This window comes from Nitrospirillum viridazoti CBAmc, assembly GCF_000730165.1.
In the GTDB taxonomy this organism is placed as follows: Bacteria; Pseudomonadota; Alphaproteobacteria; order Azospirillales; family Azospirillaceae; genus Nitrospirillum; species Nitrospirillum viridazoti.
Map to the genome: position 1 here is coordinate 2,731,680 of NZ_CP022110.1, position 22,830 is coordinate 2,754,509.

Annotated in this window: 25 protein-coding genes and 3 tRNA genes; 12 read left to right on the forward strand and 16 right to left on the reverse strand. The window is 67.0% G+C overall.

From position 1 onward, the window contains the following. Nucleotides 1-63 precede the first annotated feature (63 nt). Nucleotides 64-1,398, reverse strand: a complete 1,335-nt coding sequence (locus Y958_RS12570) for a 3-phosphoshikimate 1-carboxyvinyltransferase (protein WP_088872245.1) — start codon at nt 1,396-1,398, stop codon at nt 64-66. 264 nt (nt 1,399-1,662) lie between these two features. Between Y958_RS12570 and Y958_RS12580 the strand changes: the two genes are divergently transcribed. The 4 genes from Y958_RS12580 to Y958_RS31975 all read left to right on the forward strand — a co-directional run bounded on the left by Y958_RS12580 (nt 1,663) and on the right by Y958_RS31975 (nt 2,946). Beyond that, a complete protein-coding gene (locus Y958_RS12580; protein ID WP_040843019.1) occupies nt 1,663-2,067 on the forward strand; it encodes a TIGR02300 family protein in 405 nt (134 codons plus the stop codon). A gap of 147 nt (nt 2,068-2,214) precedes the next feature. Beyond that, nucleotides 2,215-2,290, forward strand: a tRNA-Ala gene (locus Y958_RS12585). Between the two features lie 274 nt (nt 2,291-2,564). Then, nucleotides 2,565-2,640 (forward strand) — tRNA-Ala (locus Y958_RS12590). A 144-nt stretch (nt 2,641-2,784) separates the two neighbouring features. After that, nucleotides 2,785-2,946 (forward strand): hypothetical protein, encoded by a 162-nt coding sequence (locus tag Y958_RS31975; RefSeq protein WP_186291182.1) that lies wholly within the window; start codon nt 2,785-2,787, stop codon nt 2,944-2,946. Between the two features lie 9 nt (nt 2,947-2,955). Here Y958_RS31975 and Y958_RS12595 read toward each other — a convergent pair whose 3' ends face one another. Both Y958_RS12595 and Y958_RS12600 read right to left on the reverse strand, forming a co-directional pair. Beyond that, nucleotides 2,956-3,525 (reverse strand): PIN domain-containing protein, encoded by a 570-nt coding sequence (locus tag Y958_RS12595; protein WP_088872247.1) that lies wholly within the window; start codon nt 3,523-3,525, stop codon nt 2,956-2,958. After that, a complete protein-coding gene (locus tag Y958_RS12600; RefSeq protein WP_088872639.1) occupies nt 3,522-3,986 on the reverse strand; it encodes an excisionase family DNA-binding protein in 465 nt (154 codons plus the stop codon). The genes Y958_RS12595 and Y958_RS12600 overlap by 4 nt, the downstream gene beginning before the upstream one ends. 759 nt (nt 3,987-4,745) lie before the next feature. On the opposite strand from Y958_RS12600, the gene Y958_RS31395 reads away from it, so the two are divergent. Then, nucleotides 4,746-5,081 carry a hypothetical protein gene (locus Y958_RS31395; RefSeq protein ID WP_145727603.1) on the forward strand — a complete coding sequence of 112 codons (336 nt, stop codon included), beginning with the start codon at nt 4,746-4,748 and terminating at the stop codon, nt 5,079-5,081. Nucleotides 5,082-5,150: 69 nt separating this feature from the next. Further along, a complete protein-coding gene (locus Y958_RS12605; RefSeq protein ID WP_244909293.1) occupies nt 5,151-6,182 on the forward strand; it encodes a helix-turn-helix domain-containing protein in 1,032 nt (343 codons plus the stop codon). A gap of 3 nt (nt 6,183-6,185) precedes the next feature. On the opposite strand, the gene Y958_RS12610 is transcribed toward Y958_RS12605, so the two are convergent. Further along, complete coding sequence (locus Y958_RS12610) at nt 6,186-6,623, reverse strand: hypothetical protein (protein WP_088872249.1); 438 nt, start codon at nt 6,621-6,623, stop codon at nt 6,186-6,188. 70 nt (nt 6,624-6,693) lie between these two features. Next, a complete protein-coding gene (locus Y958_RS12615) occupies nt 6,694-7,140 on the reverse strand; it encodes a helix-turn-helix domain-containing protein (RefSeq protein ID WP_088872250.1) in 447 nt (148 codons plus the stop codon). A gap of 263 nt (nt 7,141-7,403) precedes the next feature. Between Y958_RS12615 and Y958_RS12620 the strand changes: the two genes are divergently transcribed. Beyond that, nucleotides 7,404-9,257: a M14 family metallopeptidase gene (locus tag Y958_RS12620; protein ID WP_186291183.1), complete on the forward strand. Its 1,854-nt coding sequence runs from the start codon at nt 7,404-7,406 to the stop codon at nt 9,255-9,257. Between the two features lie 64 nt (nt 9,258-9,321). Here the strand turns inward: Y958_RS12620 and msrA are convergent, their stop codons facing one another. Beyond that, on the reverse strand, nt 9,322-9,831 hold the full coding sequence (gene msrA, locus Y958_RS12625; RefSeq protein ID WP_088872251.1) for a peptide-methionine (S)-S-oxide reductase MsrA: 510 nt from the start codon (nt 9,829-9,831) through the stop codon (nt 9,322-9,324). Between the two features lie 134 nt (nt 9,832-9,965). Here msrA and Y958_RS12630 point away from each other — a divergent pair, with 134 nt between their 5' ends. Beyond that, on the forward strand, nt 9,966-10,898 hold the full coding sequence (locus Y958_RS12630; protein ID WP_088872252.1) for a DMT family transporter: 933 nt from the start codon (nt 9,966-9,968) through the stop codon (nt 10,896-10,898). Here the strand turns inward: Y958_RS12630 and hslO are convergent. The 3 genes from hslO to Y958_RS12645 form a co-directional block, all read right to left on the reverse strand. After that, nucleotides 10,880-11,845 carry an Hsp33 family molecular chaperone HslO gene (gene hslO, locus Y958_RS12635; protein WP_088872253.1) on the reverse strand — a complete coding sequence of 322 codons (966 nt, stop codon included), beginning with the start codon at nt 11,843-11,845 and terminating at the stop codon, nt 10,880-10,882. The genes Y958_RS12630 and hslO overlap by 19 nt on opposite strands. 101 nt (nt 11,846-11,946) lie before the next feature. Continuing rightward, on the reverse strand, nt 11,947-12,873 hold the full coding sequence (gene argF / locus Y958_RS12640) for an ornithine carbamoyltransferase (RefSeq protein ID WP_088872254.1): 927 nt from the start codon (nt 12,871-12,873) through the stop codon (nt 11,947-11,949). A 14-nt stretch (nt 12,874-12,887) separates the two neighbouring features. Next, a complete protein-coding gene (locus Y958_RS12645; protein ID WP_088872255.1) occupies nt 12,888-14,060 on the reverse strand; it encodes an aspartate aminotransferase family protein in 1,173 nt (390 codons plus the stop codon). A gap of 432 nt (nt 14,061-14,492) precedes the next feature. Here Y958_RS12645 and Y958_RS12650 point away from each other — a divergent pair, with 432 nt between their 5' ends. Continuing rightward, a complete protein-coding gene (locus tag Y958_RS12650) occupies nt 14,493-14,906 on the forward strand; it encodes a bactofilin family protein (protein ID WP_050898592.1) in 414 nt (137 codons plus the stop codon). A gap of 71 nt (nt 14,907-14,977) precedes the next feature. Further along, nucleotides 14,978-15,562: a helix-turn-helix transcriptional regulator gene (locus Y958_RS12655; RefSeq protein WP_088872256.1), complete on the forward strand. Its 585-nt coding sequence runs from the start codon at nt 14,978-14,980 to the stop codon at nt 15,560-15,562. Here Y958_RS12655 and Y958_RS31980 read toward each other — a convergent pair. From Y958_RS31980 to Y958_RS12670, 3 genes are all read right to left on the reverse strand, one after another. Then, nucleotides 15,559-16,134 (reverse strand): hypothetical protein, encoded by a 576-nt coding sequence (locus Y958_RS31980; protein ID WP_186291184.1) that lies wholly within the window; start codon nt 16,132-16,134, stop codon nt 15,559-15,561. The genes Y958_RS12655 and Y958_RS31980 overlap by 4 nt on opposite strands. A gap of 239 nt (nt 16,135-16,373) precedes the next feature. After that, entirely contained in the window at nt 16,374-16,928 is a 555-nt protein-coding gene (locus Y958_RS12665; RefSeq protein ID WP_088872258.1) for a hypothetical protein, read from the reverse strand. A gap of 135 nt (nt 16,929-17,063) precedes the next feature. Then, nucleotides 17,064-18,089 carry a nucleoside hydrolase gene (locus Y958_RS12670; RefSeq protein WP_425600662.1) on the reverse strand — a complete coding sequence of 342 codons (1,026 nt, stop codon included), beginning with the start codon at nt 18,087-18,089 and terminating at the stop codon, nt 17,064-17,066. A 103-nt stretch (nt 18,090-18,192) separates the two neighbouring features. On the opposite strand from Y958_RS12670, the gene Y958_RS12675 reads away from it, so the two are divergent. Next, nucleotides 18,193-18,939: an HAD-IB family phosphatase gene (locus Y958_RS12675; protein ID WP_088872642.1), complete on the forward strand. Its 747-nt coding sequence runs from the start codon at nt 18,193-18,195 to the stop codon at nt 18,937-18,939. A 146-nt stretch (nt 18,940-19,085) separates the two neighbouring features. Here the strand turns inward: Y958_RS12675 and Y958_RS12680 are convergent, their stop codons facing one another. The 4 genes from Y958_RS12680 to Y958_RS12695 all read right to left on the reverse strand — a co-directional run bounded on the left by Y958_RS12680 (nt 19,086) and on the right by Y958_RS12695 (nt 21,882). Continuing rightward, nucleotides 19,086-19,949, reverse strand: a complete 864-nt coding sequence (locus Y958_RS12680; RefSeq protein ID WP_088872259.1) for an SAM hydrolase/SAM-dependent halogenase family protein — start codon at nt 19,947-19,949, stop codon at nt 19,086-19,088. A gap of 125 nt (nt 19,950-20,074) precedes the next feature. After that, nucleotides 20,075-20,797: a Bax inhibitor-1/YccA family protein gene (locus Y958_RS12685; RefSeq protein ID WP_088872260.1), complete on the reverse strand. Its 723-nt coding sequence runs from the start codon at nt 20,795-20,797 to the stop codon at nt 20,075-20,077. Between the two features lie 251 nt (nt 20,798-21,048). Then, nucleotides 21,049-21,122: transfer RNA gene (locus Y958_RS12690), tRNA-Gly, on the reverse strand. Between the two features lie 142 nt (nt 21,123-21,264). Then, the gene (locus Y958_RS12695; RefSeq protein WP_088872261.1) at nt 21,265-21,882 is read right to left on the reverse strand and encodes a GNAT family N-acetyltransferase; all 618 of its coding nucleotides are present in this window, start codon (nt 21,880-21,882) and stop codon (nt 21,265-21,267) included. A 529-nt stretch (nt 21,883-22,411) separates the two neighbouring features. Between Y958_RS12695 and apaG the strand changes: the two genes are divergently transcribed. Further along, on the forward strand, nt 22,412-22,804 hold the full coding sequence (gene apaG, locus Y958_RS12700; protein ID WP_040848143.1) for a Co2+/Mg2+ efflux protein ApaG: 393 nt from the start codon (nt 22,412-22,414) through the stop codon (nt 22,802-22,804). The last annotated feature ends 26 nt before the right edge of the window (nt 22,805-22,830 follow it).

Below are 22,830 nucleotides of genomic sequence, written 5' to 3' on the forward strand. Positions count from 1 at the left end.
AGAGGGACAGGCCGGTGGCCTAACACCGCCCGCCCCGCCTGGCAAGCCGGCCCCGCCCGCCCCTCACGCTTGCGTGATGGCGGCGCCAAGGGCGTTCAGCAAAGAGGCGGCCGCCGGGCCCAGGCTGGCCCGCACGGCTATGGGATGCGCGGCGGCGGTGCCCAGCGCCAGGAAGGCCGGCGCCAGATCGGCATCGACATCCACCGTCGCCCCACCTTGCGGCGGCTGGCCGTCGCCTGTGATGGTCAGGACATCCGTCCCCGCCGACGCCGTGACACCGCAGGCGCCGAAGGCCGCCACCAGGGGCGGCACCGCCCGGGCCAGGCGGGGGGTCAGGCCGTGCAGCACCGTCGTGCCCCGGGCGCAGGACGCCGCCACCGCCACCAGTGCCAGCTCACCGGCGCTGAGGGATGCGGCCGCGACCTCCACCCCGCGCAAGGGATGCGCCGGCGGGTGCAGCCGCAGGTCGGCCACGGGTTCGCCCTCGCCGGCGGGCCGGCCCGCCGCCGTCAGGCCGGCGCCCATGTCGCCCACCCCCATGTCGCGCAACACGGGAAACAGGGCGATGCGGTGCTCATTGACACCGATATGGGGCAGCGCGATGCCGGGGCCGGGGCGCAGGGCGGCGGCCACCAGGGCAGCGCCCGCCAGGGAGGCGTCGCCCGGCACCGCCACCCGGGCCGGCCGCAGTTCCCGCTGCCCGTTGACGCTGACGGCCCAGGCACCGTCCGGCTGGTGGCGGGCGGTGACGGCGGCGCCGAACTGGCGCAACAGGCGTTCGGTATGGTCGGCGGTGGGTGTTTCCTCCACCACCGTGGTGCGGCCGGCGACATTGAGCGCGGCCAGCAGCAGGGCGGACTTCACCTCGCACACCACCGGCTCCAGCGGGCGGTGATCCACCGGCACCGGCCGGGCCGTGCCGCGCACCAGCAGCGGGGGGTGGATGCCGCCCAGCCCGTCACCAGCGGGAGTGAACGCCGCCCCCATGTGCGCCAACGGAGGCAGCGCCGCCTTCAGGAAAGGGGTGGCGGCGGGATGGCTGGTGGTGAGGAAGGTCTCGCCCCCTTGCGTGGCCAAGAGGCCGGCCAGCAAGGCGAAGGCCAGGCCATCGGGGCCGACGTCCAGCAGGCCCGGGGCCTGGCGCAGGCCGCCAACGCCCACGCCGTGGACCCGCCAGGCGCCCTCGCCCATCGGCTCAAGGTGGGCCCCCAGCGTGCGTAGGACCCGCACCAGCGGCTCCAGCCCGACGGGGGCGCCCGTCACCCGGCTTTCCCCCACGGCCAGCGCCGCCAGCACCAGGGCGCGCGCCGCGATGGCGGCGTCGCCCGGTACCGCCGCCGTGCCGCCCAGCGGCGGGGTCGGGGATGAGATCCAGGTGGACAAGGCGGGCGCGGACATGGGGATTGGAGTCCCTGGAATGACGGGGTGGAACAGCGTCCAGGATGGCCCCACCCCCGCCGCCGCGCAAGGCGTTGGGGCTATGAGGACCCCGGCGGGCGCCGCCGCATGGGGCGAAAGCGCCCCCTTGTGGGTGTCTTCGAGGATTCACGTTTGACAGGGGGCGGGCTTCATGGCAAACGCCCGCTCCTGTACCTTTTTATATGGAGCGTGGACATGGCCGGCCCGGGCCGTCGCCACGCGTGTTTTTGACGGAGGATTGCCGTGGCGAAACCGGAATGGGGCACCAAGCGGATCTGCCCGAACTGCGGCACCCGCTATTACGACATGCGGAAGAATCCGCCGACCTGCCCCTCGTGCTCGACGGTGTTCGATCCTGAGGCCCTGCTGAAGTCCCGCCGCGCCCGTCCCATCCTGGCCGACGACACCAAGAAGCCGGTCCTGGATGACGAGGACACCGGCGTCGAAGTCGAGGACGAGGAGAAGGAAGAGGTCTTGGAAGAGGCCGAGGTCGACCTGGAGGTCGATGACCTGGAGGAAGCCGAGACCGCCGACGAGGTGCCCGGCGACGATGACGAGGACGTCCTGCTGGAGGACGCCGAGGAACTGGGCGACGAAGATGACGTGGGTGAAGTGGTCGACGTCGAAGGTGGCGACGAGGACCGCTAAAGTCTGAGGAATTTCAGGGCGTTGGCCGTTCCGGAAAAAAGTTGGGAAATCCCGAATTTTTCTCTTGATCCGGCCGGCGCATCTGAGCATATTCCCGCCCACACCACGCCAGCCCCCAGGCGGCGCGGATCGAGTTAAAAATGGTTTGGGGCTATAGCTCAGCTGGGAGAGCGCTACAATGGCATTGTAGAGGTCAGCGGTTCGATCCCGCTTAGCTCCACCAAATCCGAAAGGCCGGCTGACGACTCAGCCGGCCTTTCGTGTTTCTGGCCGGATTGACTGACCCTGCCGCCACTTTTTCTTTCCAATGCACGCGTCATCGTTAACCGACTTGGGCACCGATGGCGACGGCACCTGTCACATGACTGAAAGACATGCCAGGGTCGCGGAAGGAATTGCGCGCTTGATCTCCGCCCCGCATCTGCGCATATTCCCGGCCTCACCGCCGCTGCCCAGATCAATGGGCCCCAGAGGGCGGCGACCGAATTCAAAGGTTCGGGGCTATAGCTCAGCTGGGAGAGCGCTACAATGGCATTGTAGAGGTCAGCGGTTCGATCCCGCTTAGCTCCACCAAATTGCTCAAGGGGTTGCGCACACACGCAACCCCTTTTTGCTAACCGGGTTGCACGCCAGTCGCACGCACCGTGGTAGCGGGTTTACGCGGAACACCATCACCGCCTGTTCGGGCTCGTCACCCTCCGCACCCGACACAACACCATGTTCGGCCGCGCCCTTCAGGACATGCTGAAAGAAGGGATGACCTTCACCGAGGCGGTCCCCTGCCCCGAGTTTTTCATCATGGAGCGTCAGCGACTGGTGATGATGCAGCGGGAAATCGCCGGCCTGATCGATCTGGTGCTGTTACCCAACGACCTGTAGGGCACGCGCCTACAGCAAGGCGGCGTACTGCCGTAGCTCACCTGCGGTGGCCACCAGCCCTTGGCGGGTCAAGGTGGCCAGATAGTTCTCAACGCTGTAGGGCGGATTCTTGAGGCGGGCGCGGACCTTGGCGACGGCCGTGCAGAAAGCGGCGGGGTCCAAGCTCATCTGGTTGAGAAGGAAATCGTCGGGGTGCAGGGCCTCTATGCCATAGGGGGCCAGGGCCGCCTCGGGGAAGTCCGCCAGGTTCTGCGTCACGATGGCGTCGCAGCGCCCCTTGATGGCGGCGGCCAGCACATGCCGGTCATCGGGGTCGGGAAGGGTCAGCGACGCGATCAGGCCCTGATAGCCGGTCACCAGGCCGTCCCGGGTATGCCGGTCCATCTGGTCGCGCGTGTGCTCCAGCTTGGCGCGGTCGCGGTGGGGTTGGGTGCGCATCAGCGCCTCGATCCATTCGCGGTGGATGTCGGCGCTCCATTTGGCATGGAAGACGTCCATCACCGCGAGCTGCATCAGCAGGTCCCGCATGGGCGCGGGATACAGGACATTGGCGTCAAGAAGCGCCGTGTACACCGTCACGACGCACCATAACCCATGTCGTTCTCCTGGGCGTCCGCGACCAACTGGTCCAGCACCCGCTCCCGATCCGCATCAATGCGGGCCTTATAGGCCATGACGTCTTCCATGCGGATGCGGCGATGCTTCCCCACCATGCGATAGGGGATGGCCTTGCCCTCCAGCAAGCCGATGAGGAAGGGGCGGGAGACGTTGAGGGTGTCGGCCGCCTGCACCGTCGTCAGTTCCGCATTCTCCGGGATGATGGTCACGCCGCGTCCGGCCGCCATCGCCTCCAGGATGTCCATCAGCATCCGCACGGCGCCGGCGGGCAATTCGATGGGCTGTTCCTGTTCAGCGTCCTTCACCCGCAGCGTCAGGGGCCGGCCCTTGGCAACGAAGCGCGACAGGTTCTGGCCCGAGCGGCGGGCAAGCGCCGCCTCTTGCTCGGTGGGTGGTGGTTGGCGGTGGGCAAGCGCGGTCATGATCATCCCCTTCTTTTCGTTGGTTCGATATCATAAAGCCAGCAAGTGCAATAAGTGAATTATATGCATTTAGTGTTTGCCACGCATAGCACAAGGCCCCGCCCACAAACGGGCGTCGCACGCCCGGCCAAGCCTACGCCGAGAGCCACCGAGTTACATATTGCCCTGGACGGAAACGGCACGAGGGAGAGCTCGCGGCAGATTCATCAGCCGTATGGTGGATGGATGGGCTCGACGACGGTTGCGGCAACCTCCTCATCAACCGGTCATGCCGATATCCGGGCATCTGCGACCGGATATGGTAGCGCGATACACTCACCTCCGAGCGGATCGATTGGCCGCCCGCCTACCAAGTGCGGGAAGTTGCCAGCCTTAGACGGCGGCTAGCATGGAAGGCTTCTTGTTTTTCGCCTCAATTTGAGCGATAAAACGAGAAGCAACTATACGGCGGAGCGCGAGATGTTGAGCGCAAAGGTCATCCAGCCACAAGATGTTCCCTCTCGACTAGCCTCCTTGGCAGAAGGGCTGTCGTTGGAGGTGCTCGTCCGGACCATTCAGGCGGCTGTTATCGGGTTTGATAGCACTTCGCCGTTGGCACCTCCCACGGTTCCTGGGACAAATTTCTGGGGTGAGGCAGTAAGCCATTTGCGAGAAGAACTCCTGCCGCGAGGTTGGGAAGCGTGCGACGCCGAGTGCTTCTCGACTGTTGTCTCTCCCTGTAAAGCGGTTCGGATTGCATGCGGTAGGGGGATCAGTGGGGTGGGTGACCCTAACCCGGCGGTGACCCCCACAACTCGTTCAAAGAAGGGCCCCCGAACCATTGCCGCAATTCACGCCAACAGCAATCGGGGGCAGGGCGCGTTTGATTTTGTTCGTGAGCCGGAAGTGGGGGCGACCTGGTTCTTGCTCTACGAGAGGAAGAATAATTTGGTTTATGCCGAGCTTTCGCTACCGGGCTCGTTTTGCGAAATAAACCGTCGGCCGGATGGGTGGATTGAACGTATCCCTCTGCCGCCTATTTCCATTGATCCCGCAGGGTTTGATGACGTTAATGACGCCCCCGATTTCGAGGTACCGGTGAATCGCCGAACCTAAGGTGGTGGCATGTTTAATCCTTCACGCCTCACACTTGCGCGAGAACGGCGCGGGTGGACGAAGCTAGTTTTGGCGGAAAAGACCGGGCTGACAGCCCGGTCTATTTCTAATTTTGAGAATCAGTTAGATTTCTCACCGTCCGATGAGACATTGCAGCTTCTTGCGGAGACATTGCGGTTTCCGGTGTCTTTCTTTTTAGCCGATACCCTTGATCAACCGACCTCCGATACGGCTAGCTTTAGGGCAATGAAGAGCATGAGCGCTGCGAGGCAGCATTCTGTTCTTGCCATGGGCGCATTTGGCTTTGCGCTTGATAAGTGGATCGATATTCAATTTGAGCAGCCGACGGCCGATGTACCACTAATGCCATCGGAGCTTCCTGACGTTGCGGCACTGAGTCTCCGCCATCACTGGGGGTTGGGTGAGCAGCCGATAAAAAACGTCCTTAAGCTCTTGGAAGCGAAGGGGATCAGGATTTATTCTCTTGGCAACCAGCCGAGAGAGGTATCTGCATACGCTCTGTGGCACGACGGCGTGCCATTTGTATTTCTGAACTACACTAAATCTGCTGAGCATATTCGCTTCGCATTGGCTCATGAACTAGCGCATTTAGTTCTTCATCGAGATATTGACCCTAATGATGCTGATGCTCGTCAGATCGAGCGAGAAGCCGACCGATTCGCCTCCGCTTTCTTGATGCCGCATCGTGACATTCTAGCACATGCGATGCGAACGCCGTCGCGCGCTACCCTGATTCAGGCGAAGAAGCGGTGGGGCGTCTCTGTAACCGCGCTTGCATATAGGCTTCACCAGCTGGAATTCATTACTGACTGGCACTACAGGAATTTGTGTATTGAGATGTCCAAGAAGGGGGATCGAACTCATGAACCAGCCGGTCTGCCGCACGAGACGTCGTCTCGCTTAGAAAAGGTCTTTAGCGCACTCCGCGAAGACAGGATATCTCGAGCCCAGATCGCGGAAAATCTGCACATATTCCCGAGTGATCTAGATGAACTTCTATTCGGACTTGTGCCTACTGTCTGGCAAGGGGAGGCTAGCGTCTCATCACCTTCGCGCGCCCATCTCAGAGTTGTGAAATAGTTCCTAGAAGCTGCCTTTGCCCTGCAACCGCGCCCAAACGCGCGGTTGCTCCGTAGCCAAAAACTCGCCGGCGATCACCGGCACCCATTCCCGTAGATCAAACATCGGCGCCCGCACACCGGCACTCCGGGCGCAGCCATGCCATCTGAGCCGGCGCGAGGCATCAAGGCCTTCCATCGCTTGAATCGCATAGGCGGAAACGGGATCAAGGGGACGTGCGCCGCTTGCCGGATCGGCCGAACCCTCTCGTTGCTGATGTGCGCCCCCCAGCCCCTCAAGCTCCCGCCTCACCTCCCAAGCCTGAAGCCCACACCCCACCAGGCGCTCAGCCAAGGCTCGCACCAGGTCGGCGCCCACTCGGCCCACGGCGTCCAGCACGTCGCGCCGTGCGTTCTCCAGCCGCCAGGGCGTGGCGCTCGCCTGCTGGATGCGACGGGCCAAGCGCTCCACCTCCAGGTCCGTTGCCCCTGGCGTAATCCCCCGGCCGGTACAGGAGGTTTCTTTCCCTGGTTTAGCGGCACCTGGTGCCGGTAAGGCCGGCACCTCCTGCCGCTCGGCATAACCGGGCCAGGCCATCACTCGCCGCCTCCGCCGGAACCTGACCGGCATCAGGTGCCGGTTTGAGCGCCAGGCCGTAGTGCGAGGACCGCGCTTGGCGCCGCGTCACCCGCAGGAACCCGCCGTCCACCAGCGCGGTGATGGCCTTGCGCACCGACCGCTCGCAGAAGCCGGCAACGCGGACGATGCTGTCCAGGCTGGGGCAGGTCAGGCCGGTTTGGGAGTTGTGGAAGCGAATCAGCGCCGCCGCCACGGCGACGACGATTCCGCCCAGGTCGGCGTCCTGAACCTGCTCCAGCCAGCGTAGCCTATTGACAGGGGAGAGGCCGGCGCTAGGGTTGGGGCCGGCCCAGGAAAGCGGGGTCTGAGCGCTTTGGTCTCGAACGCAAGTGACACGCATAGCCTGCTAAGCCTTTGATGGCGTTGCGTGCGTTTGCTCTTGCCGGCCGGATCAAGCCTTTGATTTCGTTGGAAGTTGCATGCAATGGCATTGTAGAGGTCAGCGGTTCGATCCCGCTTAGCTCCACCAAATCCGAAAGCCCGGCTGGCCCGTCCAGCCGGGCTTTCGCGCTTTCGGGGTTCTGGCGAAAGCATTCTTGAAAGCACCTGTCCGCCGGGTGATGGTCGATCCTAAACTCATCGCCCCTCCCCCGAGTCCCGCCCATGCCCCGCCCCCATCGCCTGGCGCTCTGCGCCATCCTGATGCTGTCCGTCGCCGCACCCGCCTTGGCGGCCGCGCCCGGCCTCCAGACCGGCCCCCAGACCGGCCCCTGGGACACGGATTTCCTGCCGCCGCTGCCGCCCTGGCACGGCGCGTCGGAAAAGCTGGTGGTGCCGGCGGCTGATCCCTGGGCCACCCCGGCGGAGCTGACCGGCCTGACCGCCACGCCCAGCTATGACGAGACCCGCGCCTTCATCGACCGGCTGGTCACGGCGTCCCCCCTGCTGCGGCAGGAGGTGTTCGGTGTATCCCCTGAGGGGCGGGAGATGGTGGCGGTGCTGGCGGCCAAGGGCATGATCGACGGCAAACCGGATCCGGCCAAGCCCCTGCTGCTGGTGCAGGCCGGCATCCACGCCGGCGAGATCGACGGCAAGGACGCCGGGCTGATGCTGTTGCGCGACATCACCCAGCGGGGGAAGGACAGCCTGCTCGACCGCGTGAACCTGCTGTTCGTGCCCATCTTCAACGTCGATGGCCATGAGCGCGCCGGCGCCTACAACCGGCCCAACCAGCGCGGCCCCATGAACCAGGGCTGGCGCACCACGGCACAGAACCTGAACCTCAACCGCGACTACGGCAAGCTGGACACGCCCGAGATGCGGGCCATGATCGCCCTGATCCGCCGCTATCAGCCGGACCTGTACCTGGACATCCATGTCACCGACGGCATGGACTACGCCTACGACATCACCTTCGGCAATGACGAAGGCGCCGCCGGCGACCTGTTCTCCCCCGCCATCGACCGCTGGCTGGCGGGCCCCTTCAAGACGGAGGTGGGCCAAGCCCTGATCAAGGCCGGCCACATCCCCGGCCCCCTGGTGACGGAGGCCGACGGCCGCAAGCCGGAGGGCGGCATCGCCGGCAGCACCACACCCCTGCGCTATTCCACCGGCTACGGCAACCTGGCGCACATCCCAACCGTGCTGGTGGAGAACCACTCGCTGAAGCCCTACCGCCAGCGGGTGCTGGGCACCTATGTGCTGATCGAGCGGTCGCTGACCCTGCTGGCGGAACAGGGCGCCGCCCTGCGCCAGGCCGTGGCGTCCGACCGCGCCCGCCGCCCCGTCACCCTGCCCGTGGCGTTCGAGACGGAGAAGACGCCCAGCGCCAGCGTGGAGTTCCGGACCATGCGGCACGAGAGCTACATCTCCCCCGCCTCGGGCGGGGTGGAGGTGCGCTGGCTGGGCCGGCCGGGCGCCACGGTGCGCATGCCCGTCTACCTGGATCACCCCAGCGTCACCGTCGCGCGGCCCGAGGCCTATTGGGTGCCGGCGACCAAGCCGGAGATCATCGCGCGGCTGCGCCTGCACGGCCTGGTGATGGAAACGCAGGACCGGCCGCGCGAGGTCACGGTGGACGCCGTGCGCCTGACGGAGCCCAAGCTGGCCACCGAGACCAACGAGGGCCACGTCATGCTGGACACGGCCGGGTATGTGCACGAGACGCGCACGGTGCTCTACCCCAAGGGCAGCGTGCGCGTGCCCACCGACCAGCCCCTGGGCGACCTGGCCGGCCAACTGCTGGAGGCGGAGAGCACCGAGTCGTTCCTGGCCTGGGGCTTCTTCCCCGAAATCCTGCAGCGCACGGAGTATATCGAGCCCTATGCCATCGCCCCGCTGGCCGAGCGCATGCTGGCCACCGACCCGGCCCTGAAAGCCGCCTTCGAGGCCAAGCTGAAGGCCGACCCCGGCTTCGCCACAAACCCGGACCAGCGCCTGGCCTGGTTCTATGAGCGTACGCCCTACAGCGACGCCGCCTACCTGCGCTATCCCGTGGGGCGGGAGATGGGGCGCTGACGGAAAAAAGGCCGCCCCCGGGGATGGAGGCGGCCTTTCTTCGGTTCAGCGTGCCGGCGCGGGTTTACTTGCCGGTCAACACCCAGTCGGGACGGACCCAGTGGCAGGTGTAGCCGCCGATGTTCTTTTCCAAATAGTCCTGGTGATAGTCCTCCGCCTCCCAGAAGGTGCCGGCGGGAACGATCTGGGTGACGACCTTGCCGGGCCAGCGGCCCGACGCGTCGACCTCGGCCGTCACTTCCTCGGCCGCGGCCTTCTGCTCGGGCGAGGCGTAGAAGATGGCGCTGCGGTACTGGCTGGCGATGTCGTTGCCCTGGCGGTTGGTGGTCGTCGGGTCGTGGATCTGGAAGAAGAACTCGATCAGGCGGCGGTAGGTCAGCCTGGCCGGATCGAAGGTGATCTCGATGGCTTCGGCGTGGCCGGTGGTGCCGGTCTTCACGTCCTTGTAGGTCGGGTTCCGCAGCTCACCGCCGATGTAGCCCACGCGGGTATCCACCACGCCCGGCACCTTGCGGATCAGATCTTCCATACCCCAGAAGCAGCCACCAGCCAGCGTCGCGGTTTCGGTCGTCATTGTCGTCATCCCTGGGAAAGGCAAACAGTCAGGCACTGCAAGTAAGCGCTGGCGGGCCCGGCTTCAACAGCGATGTTGCCGGAGCGATGTTGCCGGGGTGTCGGCCAGGGTGGCGGGCGGCTACAGTGGCGCCCATGCGCGCTGCCTATCTCTCCCTCACCGCCGCCATGGTCCTGGTCGGCCTGTCCGTGCCCATCAGCAAGATGGCGGTGGCCACCGTGCCGCCCCTGGTGGCCGCCGACGTGCGCTTCGCCCTGGTGGCCCTGGCGCTCAGCCCCTGGGCCATACGCCATGGACGCCGCGCCCTGCCGGCCACGGGCGGCGACTGGGCCAGCCTGGCCCTGCTGTCGCTGTTCGGCATGGTGTTGTTCAACGTCTTCCTGATGTACGGCCTGCGGGGCACCAGCGCCACCACCGCCGGCATCCTGACCAGCACCATCCCCGCTGTGACCGCCCTGTGCGCCGCCGCCATCCTGCGCGAGCGGCTGACCCTGCGGAATGGCGCGGCCATCGCCCTGGCCATGGCCGGCATTGCCGCCCTGAACCTGGCGTCCGGCGGCCACGAGGGTGGTGGCGGCGCCAGCGACACGCTGCGCGGCAACGCCCTGGTCCTGGGGGCCGTGGTGTCGGAGGGGCTGTACAACGTCTATGCCCGGCGGCTGGCGGGCGTATCGCCCCTGGCCGTCACCTTCCTCGCCAATCTGATGGCGGCGGTGCTGGCCCTGCCCTTCGCCATCCTGACGGCGCGGGGAATGACGCCCGAGGCGCTGTGGGGCGCCCTATCGCCAGGCACCTGGGCGCTGTACGCCGCGGCCTCGCTGGGCAACGGCCTGGTGGCGGTGGTGTTGTGGCTGCGCGGTGCGGCCCGCATCCCCGCCAGCCGCAGCGGCCTGTTCACCGGCCTGCTGCCGGTCACGGTGCTGGTGCCGTCCCTGTTCCTGCTGGGTGAGCGGCCGACCCTGGCCCACGCCCTGGGGCTGGCGGGCGTGCTGGCCGGCATCGCCGTGGGCGTCATGCCCGGGCGAAACCGGCCAGCAACGGCGCAACCTCAGGAAGCCGAGCCGTAAACGGCCTCAAGCTCGGCATCGTCGAAGCGATAGTGGGTGCTGCAGAACTCGCACCCGACATCCACGGCGCCATCGACCTTCAGTTCGGCCACTTCCTCGCGCGGCAGGGACCGCAGCACCGTCACCACGCGTTCCCGCGAGCAGCGGCACTGCGCCGCCAGGCCGTGCGAGTCGTAGGCCCGCACCTCTTCCTCATGGAACAGGCGGAACAGCACGTCGTTCACCGGCAGCGCCGGGTCCAGCACCTCGGCCGGGGTGACGGTGGACAGCAGGGCCATGGCCCGGCGCCAATCGTCCTCCAGGTCGCTGGGCTTGGCGTCCGACGCCACGCTGCCGGCATCCTCGTCGGGGAGGGCCTGCAGCATGATGGCGCCGCCGCCCCACTTGCCTTCGTCACTGCGGCCGGCATGGACGACGATGCCCGTGGCCAGCTGTTCCGACTGGGTGAAATAGTGGCGCACGCAATCATCCATGCGATCCCCGTCCAGGCCGACGATGCCCTGGTAGCGCTGGGTATGCTCGCCCTGGTCGACGGTGAAGGCCAGGTAGCCCTTGCCCAGCAGGGCGGGCACGGGGGCCGTCTCGACCTCGCCGGCCAGGGCGGCCTTCAGCGCGTCCTCGTCGAACTGAGCGTAGCCGCGCACGGCGCCGGCGCTGGTGACGTCGGCCACCATCAGGTTGATGGGGCCGTCGCCCTTGGTCTGCAGGGTGAAAACGCCCTCATACTTCAGCGCCGCCGCCAGCGTCGTCGCCAGCGTGATCGTTTCCGCCAGCATCTGGGCGACGGGGCCCGGATAGGCGTGGCGGCCCAGGATCTCGTCCAGCACGGGGCCCAGGCGCACCATGCGGCCGCGCAGGTTGGACCGGTCCAGCTGGAAGGGCTGCACCACGTCGATGTCCCGGGAAACAAGGGCGGAGGCGAGGGTGGAAACGGCGGCGGTGGTCATGATCGCTTACCCCAAAAACAAAGGCGCCCGACCGGGGTCAACCGATCGGGGCCTTATGGAATACCTCAAGGCCGGACACCACGGGTCCGGTACCGGAACGATCAGGCGTTCAGGCACCAGGCCAGGATGCCCTTCTGGGCGTGCAGGCGGTTTTCCGCCTCGTCCCAGACGACGGACTGCGGACCATCGATGACGGAGGAGGTCACCTCCTCCTCCCGATGGGCCGGCAGGCAATGCATGAATATGGCGTCGGGGGAGGCCAGTTTCATCAGCGTGTCATTGACCTGGAAGGGGGCCAGCAATGCCATGCGCGCAGGCGCATCCTTGTGATGCATGGACACCCAGGTGTCCGTCACCACGATGTCGGCGCCCTCGGCCGCGGCCTTGGGATCTTCCGTCACCACCAGGCGGGCGCCTTCGCGCGCCGCCCAGGCGATGGTGTCGGCCGTGGGCTGCAGGCTGGCCGGCGCCGCCACGCGCATTTCGAAGCCGAAGCGGGCGGCGGCATGAATCCAGCTCTGGCAGACGTTGTTGGCATCGCCGCTCCAGCAGACCACACGGCCCTCGATGGGCCCGCGCTTCTCCTCGAACGTCATGATGTCCGCCATGATCTGGCAGGGGTGGGAGGTGTCGGTCAGACCGTTGATGACGGGGATGCTGGCGGCCCCCGCCATCTCATGCACCTTGGTCTCATGATCCGTGCGGATCATGATGACGTTGACGAAGCGCGACAGCACCCGGGCCGTGTCGGCGATGGTTTCGCCATGGCCCAGCTGGATCTCGCGCCCCGTCAGGGTGATGACATCACCGCCCAGCTGGCGCATCCCCACCTCGAACGAGACGCGGGTGCGGGTGGACGGCTTCTCGAAAATGGTGGCCAGCGTCAGGCCCCGGAAGGGCTGGGGATGCTGGGCGGTACCGTTGGTCTGCTTCAGGTCCAGGCCCCGCTTCAGGATTTCGCGCAGCGTGGCCGTATCGAAATCGCTGATGTCCAGGAAATGCCGGACCGTCTTGGTCGTCGCGGTCATGATGTGGATACCCCTCAGGCCGCCAGGGCCGCACAGGTGCGGTCCAGGATGGCCACGGCCTCGTTGATCTCGGCCTCGCCCACGATCAGCGGTGGCAGGATGCGGACGACGTTGTCGGCGGCGGAGACCACCAACATGCCGTTGTCGCGCAATGCCGTGACCAGGTCGCCCACCGGAGTCACGCATTTCACGCCCAGAATCAGGCCCTTGCCGCGCACGCTGTCCAGCACGGTGGGATGGCGCGCCACCAGCTCTTCCAGCTTGCCCTGCAGCAGGGCGCCCTTGGCGATGACGTTGTCCAGGAAGCCCGGCTGCGTCATCACGTCCAGCACGGCATTGCCGACGGCCATGGCCAGCGGGTTGCCGCCGAAGGTGCTGCCATGGGTGCCGGCCACCATGCCCTGGGCCGCCTTCTCCGTGGCCAGGCACGCGCCCAGCGGGAAGCCGCCGCCGATGCCCTTGGCGATGCACATCACGTCCGGGGTGATGCCCGCCCATTCATGGGCGAACAGCTTGCCCGACCGGCCCATGCCGCTCTGGATCTCGTCGAAGTACAGCAGCAGGCCGTACTCGTCGCAGATGGCGCGGAGGGCGCGCAGGTAGTCCAGGCTGGCCGGACGCATGCCGCCCTCGCCCAGGATGGGCTCAACCAGGATGGCGGCCGTCTCCGGCGTGATGGCGGCGCGCAGCTCGTTCAAATTGTCGTAGGCCACCCGGTCGAAGGCGTCCAGCAGGGGGCCGAAGCCCTTCACCATCTTGTCCTGGCCGCTGGCGGCGATGGCCGTCATGGTGCGGCCGTGGAAGTTGCCGCCGGCGACGATGAAGCGCGTCTTCTCCGGATGGCCGGTCTCATAGTGATACTTGCGCACCAGCTTCACGCCGCATTCCCACGCCTCGACGCCGGAATTGGTGAAGAACATGGTGTCGGCGAAGGTCAGTTCCCGCAGGCGGCTGGCCAGCTTCTCCTGCCCCGCCACGCGGAACAGGTTGGAGGTGTGCCACAGCTTGTGCGCCTGCTCGGTCAGCTTCTCCACCAGGTAGGGGTGGGCATGGCCGAGGGCGTTCACCGCGATGCCGCTGGTGAAATCCAGGAATCGTCGGCCGGTGGTGTCGTAAAGGAAGCAGCCCTCACCCCGCTCGAACACAACGTCGATCCGGGAATAGGTCGGCATCACGACAGGAATCACGGCCAGACACTCCTTTATTTCTTGAGGCGCGTTACACGGAATTATCATAAAACCAAGGCCACCCCCGGCGCGCCAACCGGAATTTGGAACCGCCGACTATTGTGTGCCGCCGGCCCTCCGTCAATCGCAACCCGCCCTATCCTGCGGATCCCCTGCCATGCGCCCCTGGTACGGGACACATGCGCGGCGGTCGGGCCAAGGGGGACGTCTCCCACCTCACCGACCCGGGAGATGTTGCGAAAAGCCTCAGAAACGCTTAAGAGTTTTGCAGCGTCCGGCCCGTTTCGGCGGGGGCGGCGGTGCGTCGTGGGGAATGCGCGCCGGCCCGGGCGAGGAATTTTCCGACCTCCGGCCCGCGCCGGTGTTTTCAGCTTCCGGCCGCGCGCCGGATATTTCCAGGTTCCGGCCTGCGCCGGACTATGAGGGGGACCGATGGCCAGTGACATCCTCGATCCGCGCAGCTTTTTGCGGCCGGGCCTGAACGGCGGACCGCAGACGGAATCGACGCCCGACCTGGGCGGCGGGGTCACCACCATCTCGCCCGAGGCCCGTCTCGAGGGCGCCAAGATCTCCCACTGCCACACCCTGCACGTCGCCGGCCGCCTGGTCGATGTGACGCTGAACGAGGTGAAGGTGCTGGAGGTGGCCGAGGGGGGTCACTTCGAGGGCACCGCCGTGGTGGAGAGCATGAAGGTTTCCGGCCGCGCCACCGGCACCATCGAGGTGACGGGGACCCTGTCCATCGGTGAGACCGGCCAGGTCGACGGCACCATCCGTTATGGCCGCATCAGCATCGCCGACGGCGGTTCCATCTCCGGCACCATCCAGAGCGGCAAGTCGCACTGAGCGGTGTCCTGGTGAAGTTGGTACGGTATGGGGCGGCCTTCGGGTCGCCCTTTCGCTTTTGGGAGGCCGGGATGGACGCGCACGCGGTCAGCCACACCGTGGGTCAGGATTTGCGCCGCCTGCGCCGGCTGCGCGGCCTGAAGCAGGGGCATGTGGCGGAGTTGCTGGGCGTGACCCAGGCCACCGTGTCGCGCTGGGAACGGGGCTTGGCTTGGCCGGATGAGACGCACGCCGCCCGTATCGCCGCGTTGCTGAGCCCGGGCCGGGCGGGCCAGGACGCCGCCCTGAAGCGGCTGGTCCAGCGCTCCCGCGATCCGGTGCATCTGATCTGTGATCGCAGCCACCGCCTGCTGGCGGCATCCGCAGCGCGCGAGGCGGAATGGACGGTGTCGGCCAGCACGGTGCTGGGCCAGCCCTTGCTGTCCTATGCCACGCCGCAGATTTTGGACGCGGAAGCCGGCCTGGCCGGTACCGGCTGGTACGACCGGCCGGACGGCGTGCTGGATCTGGAGACGGAGACCAACCACCGCCCCGACCTGCTGATCCGCCGCAGCCGCATGCGCTGGGAACGCATCCTGTTGGAGGACGGCACCGCCGGCCGGCTGGTCACTACCCTGCGCTGGGGCGGGCCCGCCCCGGAAGCAACAAAAGGCTAAGCACTCATCTCCTGGGTGGCCAGGATGCCCTGCAGGGTGTCGCCGCCGGCGATGGGCACGCCGCTGCGGGCACCGGTCTGGTTGCTGTTGGCCGCCATCTGGCTGCCGAAGCCGTTCTGCCCGCTGCCGTCGCCCGTCTGGCCGGCGTTCTGCAGCCCGCCCTTGCCGTCCTTGCCGGAGGCGGTCATCTGCCGGACCTTCTGCTCCACCTCGCGCATGATCTGGCGTTCCAGGTCGGCGCGCTGATCGGCGGGCATGTTGGCCACGTCCTGGGGGGTCAGGCCCTTGGACTGCAGTGTGTCCTCGGCGATCTTCTGCTTCATCTGCTTGATCTGATAGGACCAGTACCCCTGGTAACCACCAGTGGTCATGTCCTTCAGCATGGTTTGCGGATCGTCGTCGCCCTTCAGCAGGTCGGCGAAGGCGCTGTCGGTCTGGGCGTTGGACAGGGGGCTGTTGCCCTGGCCATTGGTCGAGCCGTTGGGGTTGACACCGCCGCTGCCCGCGGTGCCGAAGCCGCCATAGGCGTTGGCGGTGGACTGGGTCTGGTTGCTGGTGTTCAGGAACGACATGGCCTTCGGTCCCTTATCCCATGAGGTGACGGACGGACCATGGCCGCGGGCCCCCGGATGACGGGCGACCACCGAGGTCATGGTTAACGTCTCCATCCTAGCAAGACCCGGGCCGAAACCCCGATTGGCGTGAACCTTGGCGATGCGCCATCTCCGCCAGCGGCAAGCCGGTCAACGCTTGCCGTTCCTGGGCAAAAGATTCCGGCAAATCGGCAATTATTGCCGATTTGCCGCCTTTCTCAGGCATCAGACTGCTGTTCCGACAGCATGCCTTGCAGCGTGGAGGCGCCGAGGGGGACGCGGGGCGATCCCTGGGCGGCGGCGATCCGCGCCCGGGAAGAGTCACCGGCCTTCGCATCCGGCTGGTTGGCGGCGTCCACCGGGGCGGCACTGATTGCGGCGCCGTCCTCCAGCCCCGGCCCCTTGCGCACCTGCCCCGTGGTCATTTCCCGTACCACGCGCGCCACCTCGCGCATGATCAGTCGTTCTACCTCCGCACGGTCGTCTTCGGACATGCGGGACAGGCCCTGGCGGGTCACACCCATGTTGCCCATGACGCGCGCGGCGATCTCGGCCTTCAGTTCCTTCATGCGCCAGGCCCAATAGCCGGGCATGCCGCCGGATGTGATGTCCTTCAGCGTCGCCTTGGGATCATCGTCCCCACCCCGCAGCAGGGTGGCGAAATCGCTGTCGGTCTTCTGGTTGGCGGCTTTCTTCTCGGCCGCCGTGGCGCCATTGGCGCCGGCCGTCTGGTGGGTGGCTGTCCCACCATCCGTGGCGAAAATCGCGGTCATCCTCATGCCCTCCAATGCCCAAGGGTGGCGAAGCTCCCTTCGCCGAGGAGGACAACCATGCAAATATCGTGGCAAATATCGTGCAGCCGCAAATTGCGCTTCCGGGCAGCACCGCGCCCGGAAGCGCCAAGCGGCTCAGCCGAAGCGCTTCAGCCGTTCGACCAGCAGGTCGAAGAAGGCGTCGCTGTCGGCCTTCAGCATGACGGTGGCGTTGCGCGGCCGGCCGGTGGTGTTCCAACGGTCGATGACCGTCTGGCCCGTGGTCAGCGGGCTGCCGGTCTCGATCTCCACATTCACGGTCTTGCCCTCGAAGATGCCCGGCCGGATCAGCCAGGCGATGACGCAGGGATCATGCAGCGGACCGCCGTCGGTGCCGTACTTGTGCTCGTCATACCGCTGGTAGAAGTCCAGCATCTCATACGTCGCCTGGGCCACACGGTTGCCGACGGCCTGAATGCGGTCCATATGGCGACGCGCGGTCAGGACCTGGTGGGTGACGTCCAGCGGGAACATGACGATGGGCACGCCCGACTTGAAGACGATGTCGGCGGCGTGCGGGTCGACATAGATGTTGAATTCGGCGCAGGGGGTGGAGTTGCCCCCCTCCATCTGCGCGCCGCCCATCAGCACGATCTGGCGCAGGCGGGCGGATATCGCCGGTTCCTTCACCAGGGCGCGGGCGACATTGGTCAGCGGTCCCAGCGGGCACAAGGTGACGGTGCCCGGCTCCTCCCGCATCACTGTCTCGATGATGAAATCCACCGCGTGCTGCGCCTGCAGCGGCATGGTCGGCTCGGGCAGGACCGGGCCGTCCAGGCCGGTATCGCCGTGCACCTCCGGCGCCGTGTGCAGCAGGCGCACCATGGGCCGGTCGCAACCGGCATACACCTTGACGTCCGGCCGGCCCGCCAGCTCGCACACCCGGCGGGCGTTCTTCTCCGTCCACGGCAGGGGCGCGTTCCCCGCCACGGCGGTGATGCCCAGCACCTCCACATCCTCGGGGCTGGCCAAGGCCAGCAGGATGGCCACGGCGTCGTCCTGGCCGGGGTCGGTGTCGATGATGATCTTGTAGGGCTTGGCCGCACCTTGGGTGGCGGCGGCAAGGGTGGTGGGGGTGGTGATCATGGGGCTGCCGTCGGTCTTGAGCGGAAAGGCCGACACTTAACGCGAAAAACCCTTGAGAGGAAGCCGCCCACCCCGTTTTATGGCGCGGATGAACCGGGGGTTGCGCCCCATCCGCCTGTCACAGAGCCTCATGCCACCCATGTCCCAGTCCACCGCCCACAAGACTGCCGCCCCCGTGGCCGCCGCCCGCGCGGGCGACATTTCCCAGGAAAGCGACTTGCCGGGCCTGGCGGTGTTCGACTTCGACGGCACCCTGGCGCGGGGTGACAGCCTGCTGCCCTTCCTGGCGCGGGTGGCGGGGGGGGACACCCTGCGGCGCCATTTGGCGGGCAGTGTGGCCGGGGCCGCGTCGCGCCGGTTCCCGGTTCGTCCCCTGGCTGGCCGCCACCTGCCTGGCCGGGAAACCCTGGTGAAAGGCGGTGATGCCAGCGACGCGGACGACGATTTCAAGACGGCCTTCAAGCGCCGGCTGCTGCGCCGCTGCCTGGCGGGCGTGCCGCTGGAACGGGCGCGGGAAGCGGCGGCGGAAATGGGGGCCTGGGTCCGCTGGCATACCCCCTTGCGCGATACCCTGATGCGCCACGCCGATCAAGGCCACCGCATCCTGGTGGCCACCGGCGCGCTCACCCTTTACATGCCGGTCCTGCTGGCCGACCTGCCGGTGCATGACCTGCTAGGCACCGAGATGGCGGTGGGCGAGGACGGCCTGCTGACGGGCGAGATGGTGGCCGGCAATTGCGTGCGCGCCGAGAAGGCCCGGCGCCTGGCCCTGTGGATGGAGGAGACGGGCCCCTACGGCCGGCGCTGGGGCTATGGCAACCAGCCCAGCGACCTGCCCTTCCTGGCCCTGATGGACGAGGCGACGGTGGTGCCCACGGCGCATTAGTTTTTCGCCCTCAAGCGCCGGCAGGCCCATCCGGGCCCTTGGCTGTCCTCGTTTTGCGGTCCGCTTTCGCTCTCCGCAAAACTCCGGCGGGCGCAGTCGCGTCCTACGGCATGAGTCGAAGCCTCATGCCACCTATCGTTTACCGCCTATAGTTTGATGTAAGGCGCGCGCACGCCGATGGGGGAGCCCAGGGTGAAGCCCAGCGCCGCGTCGGCGCGGCCCTGGTTCACCGAGATTTCCACCAGGCCGCTGGAATTCACGTACCAGAAGGCCGTCCCCGGCGGCACGGCGCCAAAGGTGCGGGCGGGTTCCACCGCCCGGCCGCCACCGGGACCACCCACCCACAGCCGGGCGTCGGGCGCGACGCCGCCGTCCAGCACCCCGGCGGGCCGCAGGCCGGTCCAGCCGTTGCCATAGCTGTCGATGTAAAGGATGCGGCCATTGTCGGCCGCCCCGCCATCCCCCGTTCCGTACAAGGGGGCGGCGCCGACAAGGTCGGCCAGGGCCAGGGGGCGGGCCCAGTCCCCCAGCTCCTGCCCTACGGCGACCAGGGCCGCCACGGGCGCGAACAGGTCGCGGCCATGGAAGGAGGCTGACAGGGCTTCGGGCCGCCAGGTGACCTCCCACGCCTCGACCAGGCCGCCGGTGGTGGTGGTATCAGCGATCAGCGGCTGAAACAGCCCGTTGTCCGGCCCCACCAACCAGACGGGGCGCCCCTGGGGGCGGCCCTGCCCGCCGGACAGCCGCACGGCCAGGGGCCGGCGCGCCGTGCCCACGCCGGGATCGACCACGGCCAGGAAAACGGCCGGCACGGTGGTGTGCGGCAGGGCCGCCAGGGTGGCCGGCAGGATGGCGGCCAGCAGGCGGCCGGCGGCCAGAGGATCGAAGGCGGGGGCGTCGTGCATCAGGTCGATGACGGTGGTGCCCGACGGCGCACGGGCCGCCAGCACCGCCCGCATCTGACCGACATAAGGGCCGGACCAGCCGAAATCGGTGTAGAGGAAGATCATGGCGGCGAACCTCTGGGGGCGGCGGACGGGACCCGCCCGATCATGACCGGCGGCGGCGCCAAAAGGAAAGGGCCGCCCGGTTTCCCGGACGGCCCCACAACCTTCCCGTTGACGGTGGGTTCCGCTTAGTTGCGGCGGGCGCCCATCAGCTGCATCAGGGAGATGAAGATGTTGATGAAGTCGAGGTACAGGCTCAGCGCGCCCATGACGGCCAGCTTGGTGTTAGCCTCGACACCCCAGGACTCGGCGTACATCTCCTTGATGCGCTGGCTATCATAGGCGGTCAGGCCCGTGAAGATCAGCACACCCAGCACCGACACCGCGAACTGCAGGGCGCTGGAGGCCAGGAAGATGTTGACCAGGCTGGCGATGACCAGGCCGATGACGCCCATGATCAGGAACGAGCCGAACTGCGTCAGGTCGCGCTTGGCGGTGTAGCCATACAGCGAGGCGCCGGCGAAGGTGGCGGCCGAGATGAAGAACACGCGGGCGATGCTGGCGCCGGTGAACACCAGGAAAAGGCTCATGAGCGATAGGCCCATGACGGCGCAGTAGGCGAAGAAGACGGTGCGCAGCGTGCCCGACGACATGCGGTTGATGCCGGCCGACAAAGCGAACACGAAGCCGATCGGCGCCAGCATGACCACCCACTTCAGGGGCGTGCCGAAGATGGCCGCCACCAGGGCCGGGGACTGGGCCCCGAAGAAGGCGACAAGGCCGGTGACGATCAGGCCGACAGTCATGTAGTTGAAAACGCGCAGCATGTGCTGGCGCAGGCCCTCATCGAACAGGGCCCGGTCGTAAGCGCCGGTGCTCGACGCAAAACGATTGTAGGGTCCAATAGCCATGACGTTCCTCGAATGATCCCAGGTTAAACCCAGGCGACCCCCATGGGCCGCGATTTCCATATTGTCCCACTGGCTCGGCGATTCAACGGGAAAGCGACCGAGCCTCGAACGGGTTACACACTTGTAATGTGGGGAGGAACCGTGACGGCAGTGAGGCGACAGCCCCGCTGCCGGGGGCCTGCAGGCCGCGAAATGGTCTCATCGGGGAAGATTGCGCCACCAGAAGGCAGCGGGTTCCGGTCGGCCGGAACTGGAGCGGGTGAAGGGAATCGAACCCTCGTCGTAAGCTTGGGAAGCTTCTGCTCTACCATTGAGCTACACCCGCGCCGGGAAGGAGCTTATAGGGCTTTCCGGGGCGGCGTTCAAGCGGCAGTAGGGCCGCCGCTTGGAAACGCGGGAAACATCGACCCTCAGGGGCACATCAATCGGGGTCCCGGCCGTTGCAATTGGCCGGGGGACCGGACGGGTCAGCGAACCGCCCTCCGGCGCGGGCGGGCCAGCTTGGCCACGCCGGTTTCGGCGGCGGCGGCGGCCTCGACCGTCGTAGCGGCGGGGACGGCCGTGCGGGTCACCGGGGCGCGGCCCAGCATGCCGTGGGCGTTGCTGAGCGAGCCGGGGATGAACTCCAGGCCCAGGAAGCGGTCCAGTTCCACCGGGCCGGGCAGCTTCAGGCCCAGCACCGGCTGGCGGGTGAAGCCGAAGCGGTTGTAATAGGGGGCGTCGCCCACCAGCAGGACGCTGGCATAGCCCAGCGCCTCGGCCCGGGCCAGGCTGGCGCGGATCAGCTGGCCACCCAGGCCGGCGGACCGGTAATCCTCGGCCACGGCGATGGGGCCCAGCATCAGGGTCATGGTGCCGTCGGCGGCCATCACCGGCCAGTAGCGGATGGACGCCACCAGGCGCGGCTGGGCGGCGGAGTAGCCCGGCGCCTCTTCATCCAGCGCCACCATGCACAGGTCGGCCACGGGGGCGACGCCACGGCGCAGGCGGTAAACGGTCTTGGCTTTGCGCTTCGGTCCGAAGGCGGTGTCGAGCAGGCGTTCGATGGCGCCGGCGTGCGCCGGCAGCTCAGTCGTCAGGATCATACGATTGGGGTGTCCCGGTTCTCTAAAACAGTGGCGCGGTGGGCGCCTAGAGACCGGAACCGAGGGGCGTCGCCAGGAATGGGGCGACGCGTCAGCATCCGGCCGTTATACGACCCTGTCGCCCGCAAGGCAGGCGACCGGAGGATCGTCGTCGAAGGAGGAGGCTGGCGTACATGTAACGCGCCGTCGGTAGTTGCACCTGAGGGCCTATATGAGGCCAAGCCCCCCCGGGCGCAAGCGTGTTTTTTAGGACCTGATCCCCGCTGCTTCGGGGTCGGCATCCCGCTTACGGCAATGCTGGGGCCACCGCCTCGCACGCAGGTGGCCCGTAGCCACCCTCGGACGTCCCGGGGACGCCCCCGGGACGCCTTCCTCCCTGCCGCCCTCCCTGCCGCCCAAGACCCTGGAGATTGGCGGCGAACAGGCCTAAGAAGGATGGGACAGGAGATTTTGTCGCGGACCAACCAGGCGCTGGGCGAACCAGCCGCCGGCCGGCGGCACGGGAAGAACGCCCTGAAAGACATGACCCATGTACAGTGAAACCACCCATGCCATCCGGGTCAGCGTGCGCCCCGAATTCCTGGAGGACCAATCGTCCCCGGGGGAAGGTCACTACGTCTGGGCCTACACCGTGCGAATCGAGAACACCGGCGGCGAGACGGTGCAACTGCGCAGCCGCCACTGGCACATTACCGATGCCCGCGGCCGGGTGCAGGAAGTGCGGGGCGCCGGCGTGGTGGGCGAGCAGCCGGTGCTGAGCCCCGGGCAATCCTTTGAATACACCAGCGGCACGCCGCTGAGCACGCCGTCGGGCATCATGGTCGGCAGCTATCAGATGGAACGTACGGACGGCAGCCGGTTTGACGTGCGCATCCCGGCCTTCTCGCTGGATAGCCCCCATGAACGCGGGGCGCTGAACTGACAGCCCCGTCCGCTCGTAGATAAAGG

Excerpts from the sequence above, each read along its gene's own strand:
- Y958_RS12570 (WP_088872245.1), bottom strand. The coding sequence starts at position 1,398 with ATGTCCGCGCCCGCCTTGTCCACCTGGATCTCATCCCCGACCCCGCCG.
- Y958_RS31975 (WP_186291182.1), top strand. The coding sequence starts at position 2,785 with ATGTTCGGCCGCGCCCTTCAGGACATGCTGAAAGAAGGGATGACCTTC.
- Y958_RS12600 (WP_088872639.1), bottom strand. The coding sequence starts at position 3,986 with ATGACCGCGCTTGCCCACCGCCAACCACCACCCACCGAGCAAGAGGCG.
- Y958_RS12615 (WP_088872250.1), bottom strand. The coding sequence starts at position 7,140 with ATGCGTGTCACTTGCGTTCGAGACCAAAGCGCTCAGACCCCGCTTTCC.
- Y958_RS12620 (WP_186291183.1), top strand. The coding sequence starts at position 7,404 with ATGCCCCGCCCCCATCGCCTGGCGCTCTGCGCCATCCTGATGCTGTCC.
- msrA (WP_088872251.1), bottom strand. The coding sequence starts at position 9,831 with ATGACGACCGAAACCGCGACGCTGGCTGGTGGCTGCTTCTGGGGTATG.
- Y958_RS12630 (WP_088872252.1), top strand. The coding sequence starts at position 9,966 with ATGCGCGCTGCCTATCTCTCCCTCACCGCCGCCATGGTCCTGGTCGGC.
- hslO (WP_088872253.1), bottom strand. The coding sequence starts at position 11,845 with ATGACCACCGCCGCCGTTTCCACCCTCGCCTCCGCCCTTGTTTCCCGG.
- argF (WP_088872254.1), bottom strand. The coding sequence starts at position 12,873 with ATGACCGCGACGACCAAGACGGTCCGGCATTTCCTGGACATCAGCGAT.
- Y958_RS12650 (WP_050898592.1), top strand. The coding sequence starts at position 14,493 with ATGGCCAGTGACATCCTCGATCCGCGCAGCTTTTTGCGGCCGGGCCTG.
- Y958_RS12655 (WP_088872256.1), top strand. The coding sequence starts at position 14,978 with ATGGACGCGCACGCGGTCAGCCACACCGTGGGTCAGGATTTGCGCCGC.
- Y958_RS31980 (WP_186291184.1), bottom strand. The coding sequence starts at position 16,134 with ATGTCGTTCCTGAACACCAGCAACCAGACCCAGTCCACCGCCAACGCC.
- Y958_RS12665 (WP_088872258.1), bottom strand. The coding sequence starts at position 16,928 with ATGACCGCGATTTTCGCCACGGATGGTGGGACAGCCACCCACCAGACG.
- Y958_RS12675 (WP_088872642.1), top strand. The coding sequence starts at position 18,193 with ATGTCCCAGTCCACCGCCCACAAGACTGCCGCCCCCGTGGCCGCCGCC.
- Y958_RS12680 (WP_088872259.1), bottom strand. The coding sequence starts at position 19,949 with ATGATCTTCCTCTACACCGATTTCGGCTGGTCCGGCCCTTATGTCGGT.
- Y958_RS12685 (WP_088872260.1), bottom strand. The coding sequence starts at position 20,797 with ATGGCTATTGGACCCTACAATCGTTTTGCGTCGAGCACCGGCGCTTAC.
- Y958_RS12695 (WP_088872261.1), bottom strand. The coding sequence starts at position 21,882 with ATGATCCTGACGACTGAGCTGCCGGCGCACGCCGGCGCCATCGAACGC.
- apaG (WP_040848143.1), top strand. The coding sequence starts at position 22,412 with ATGTACAGTGAAACCACCCATGCCATCCGGGTCAGCGTGCGCCCCGAA.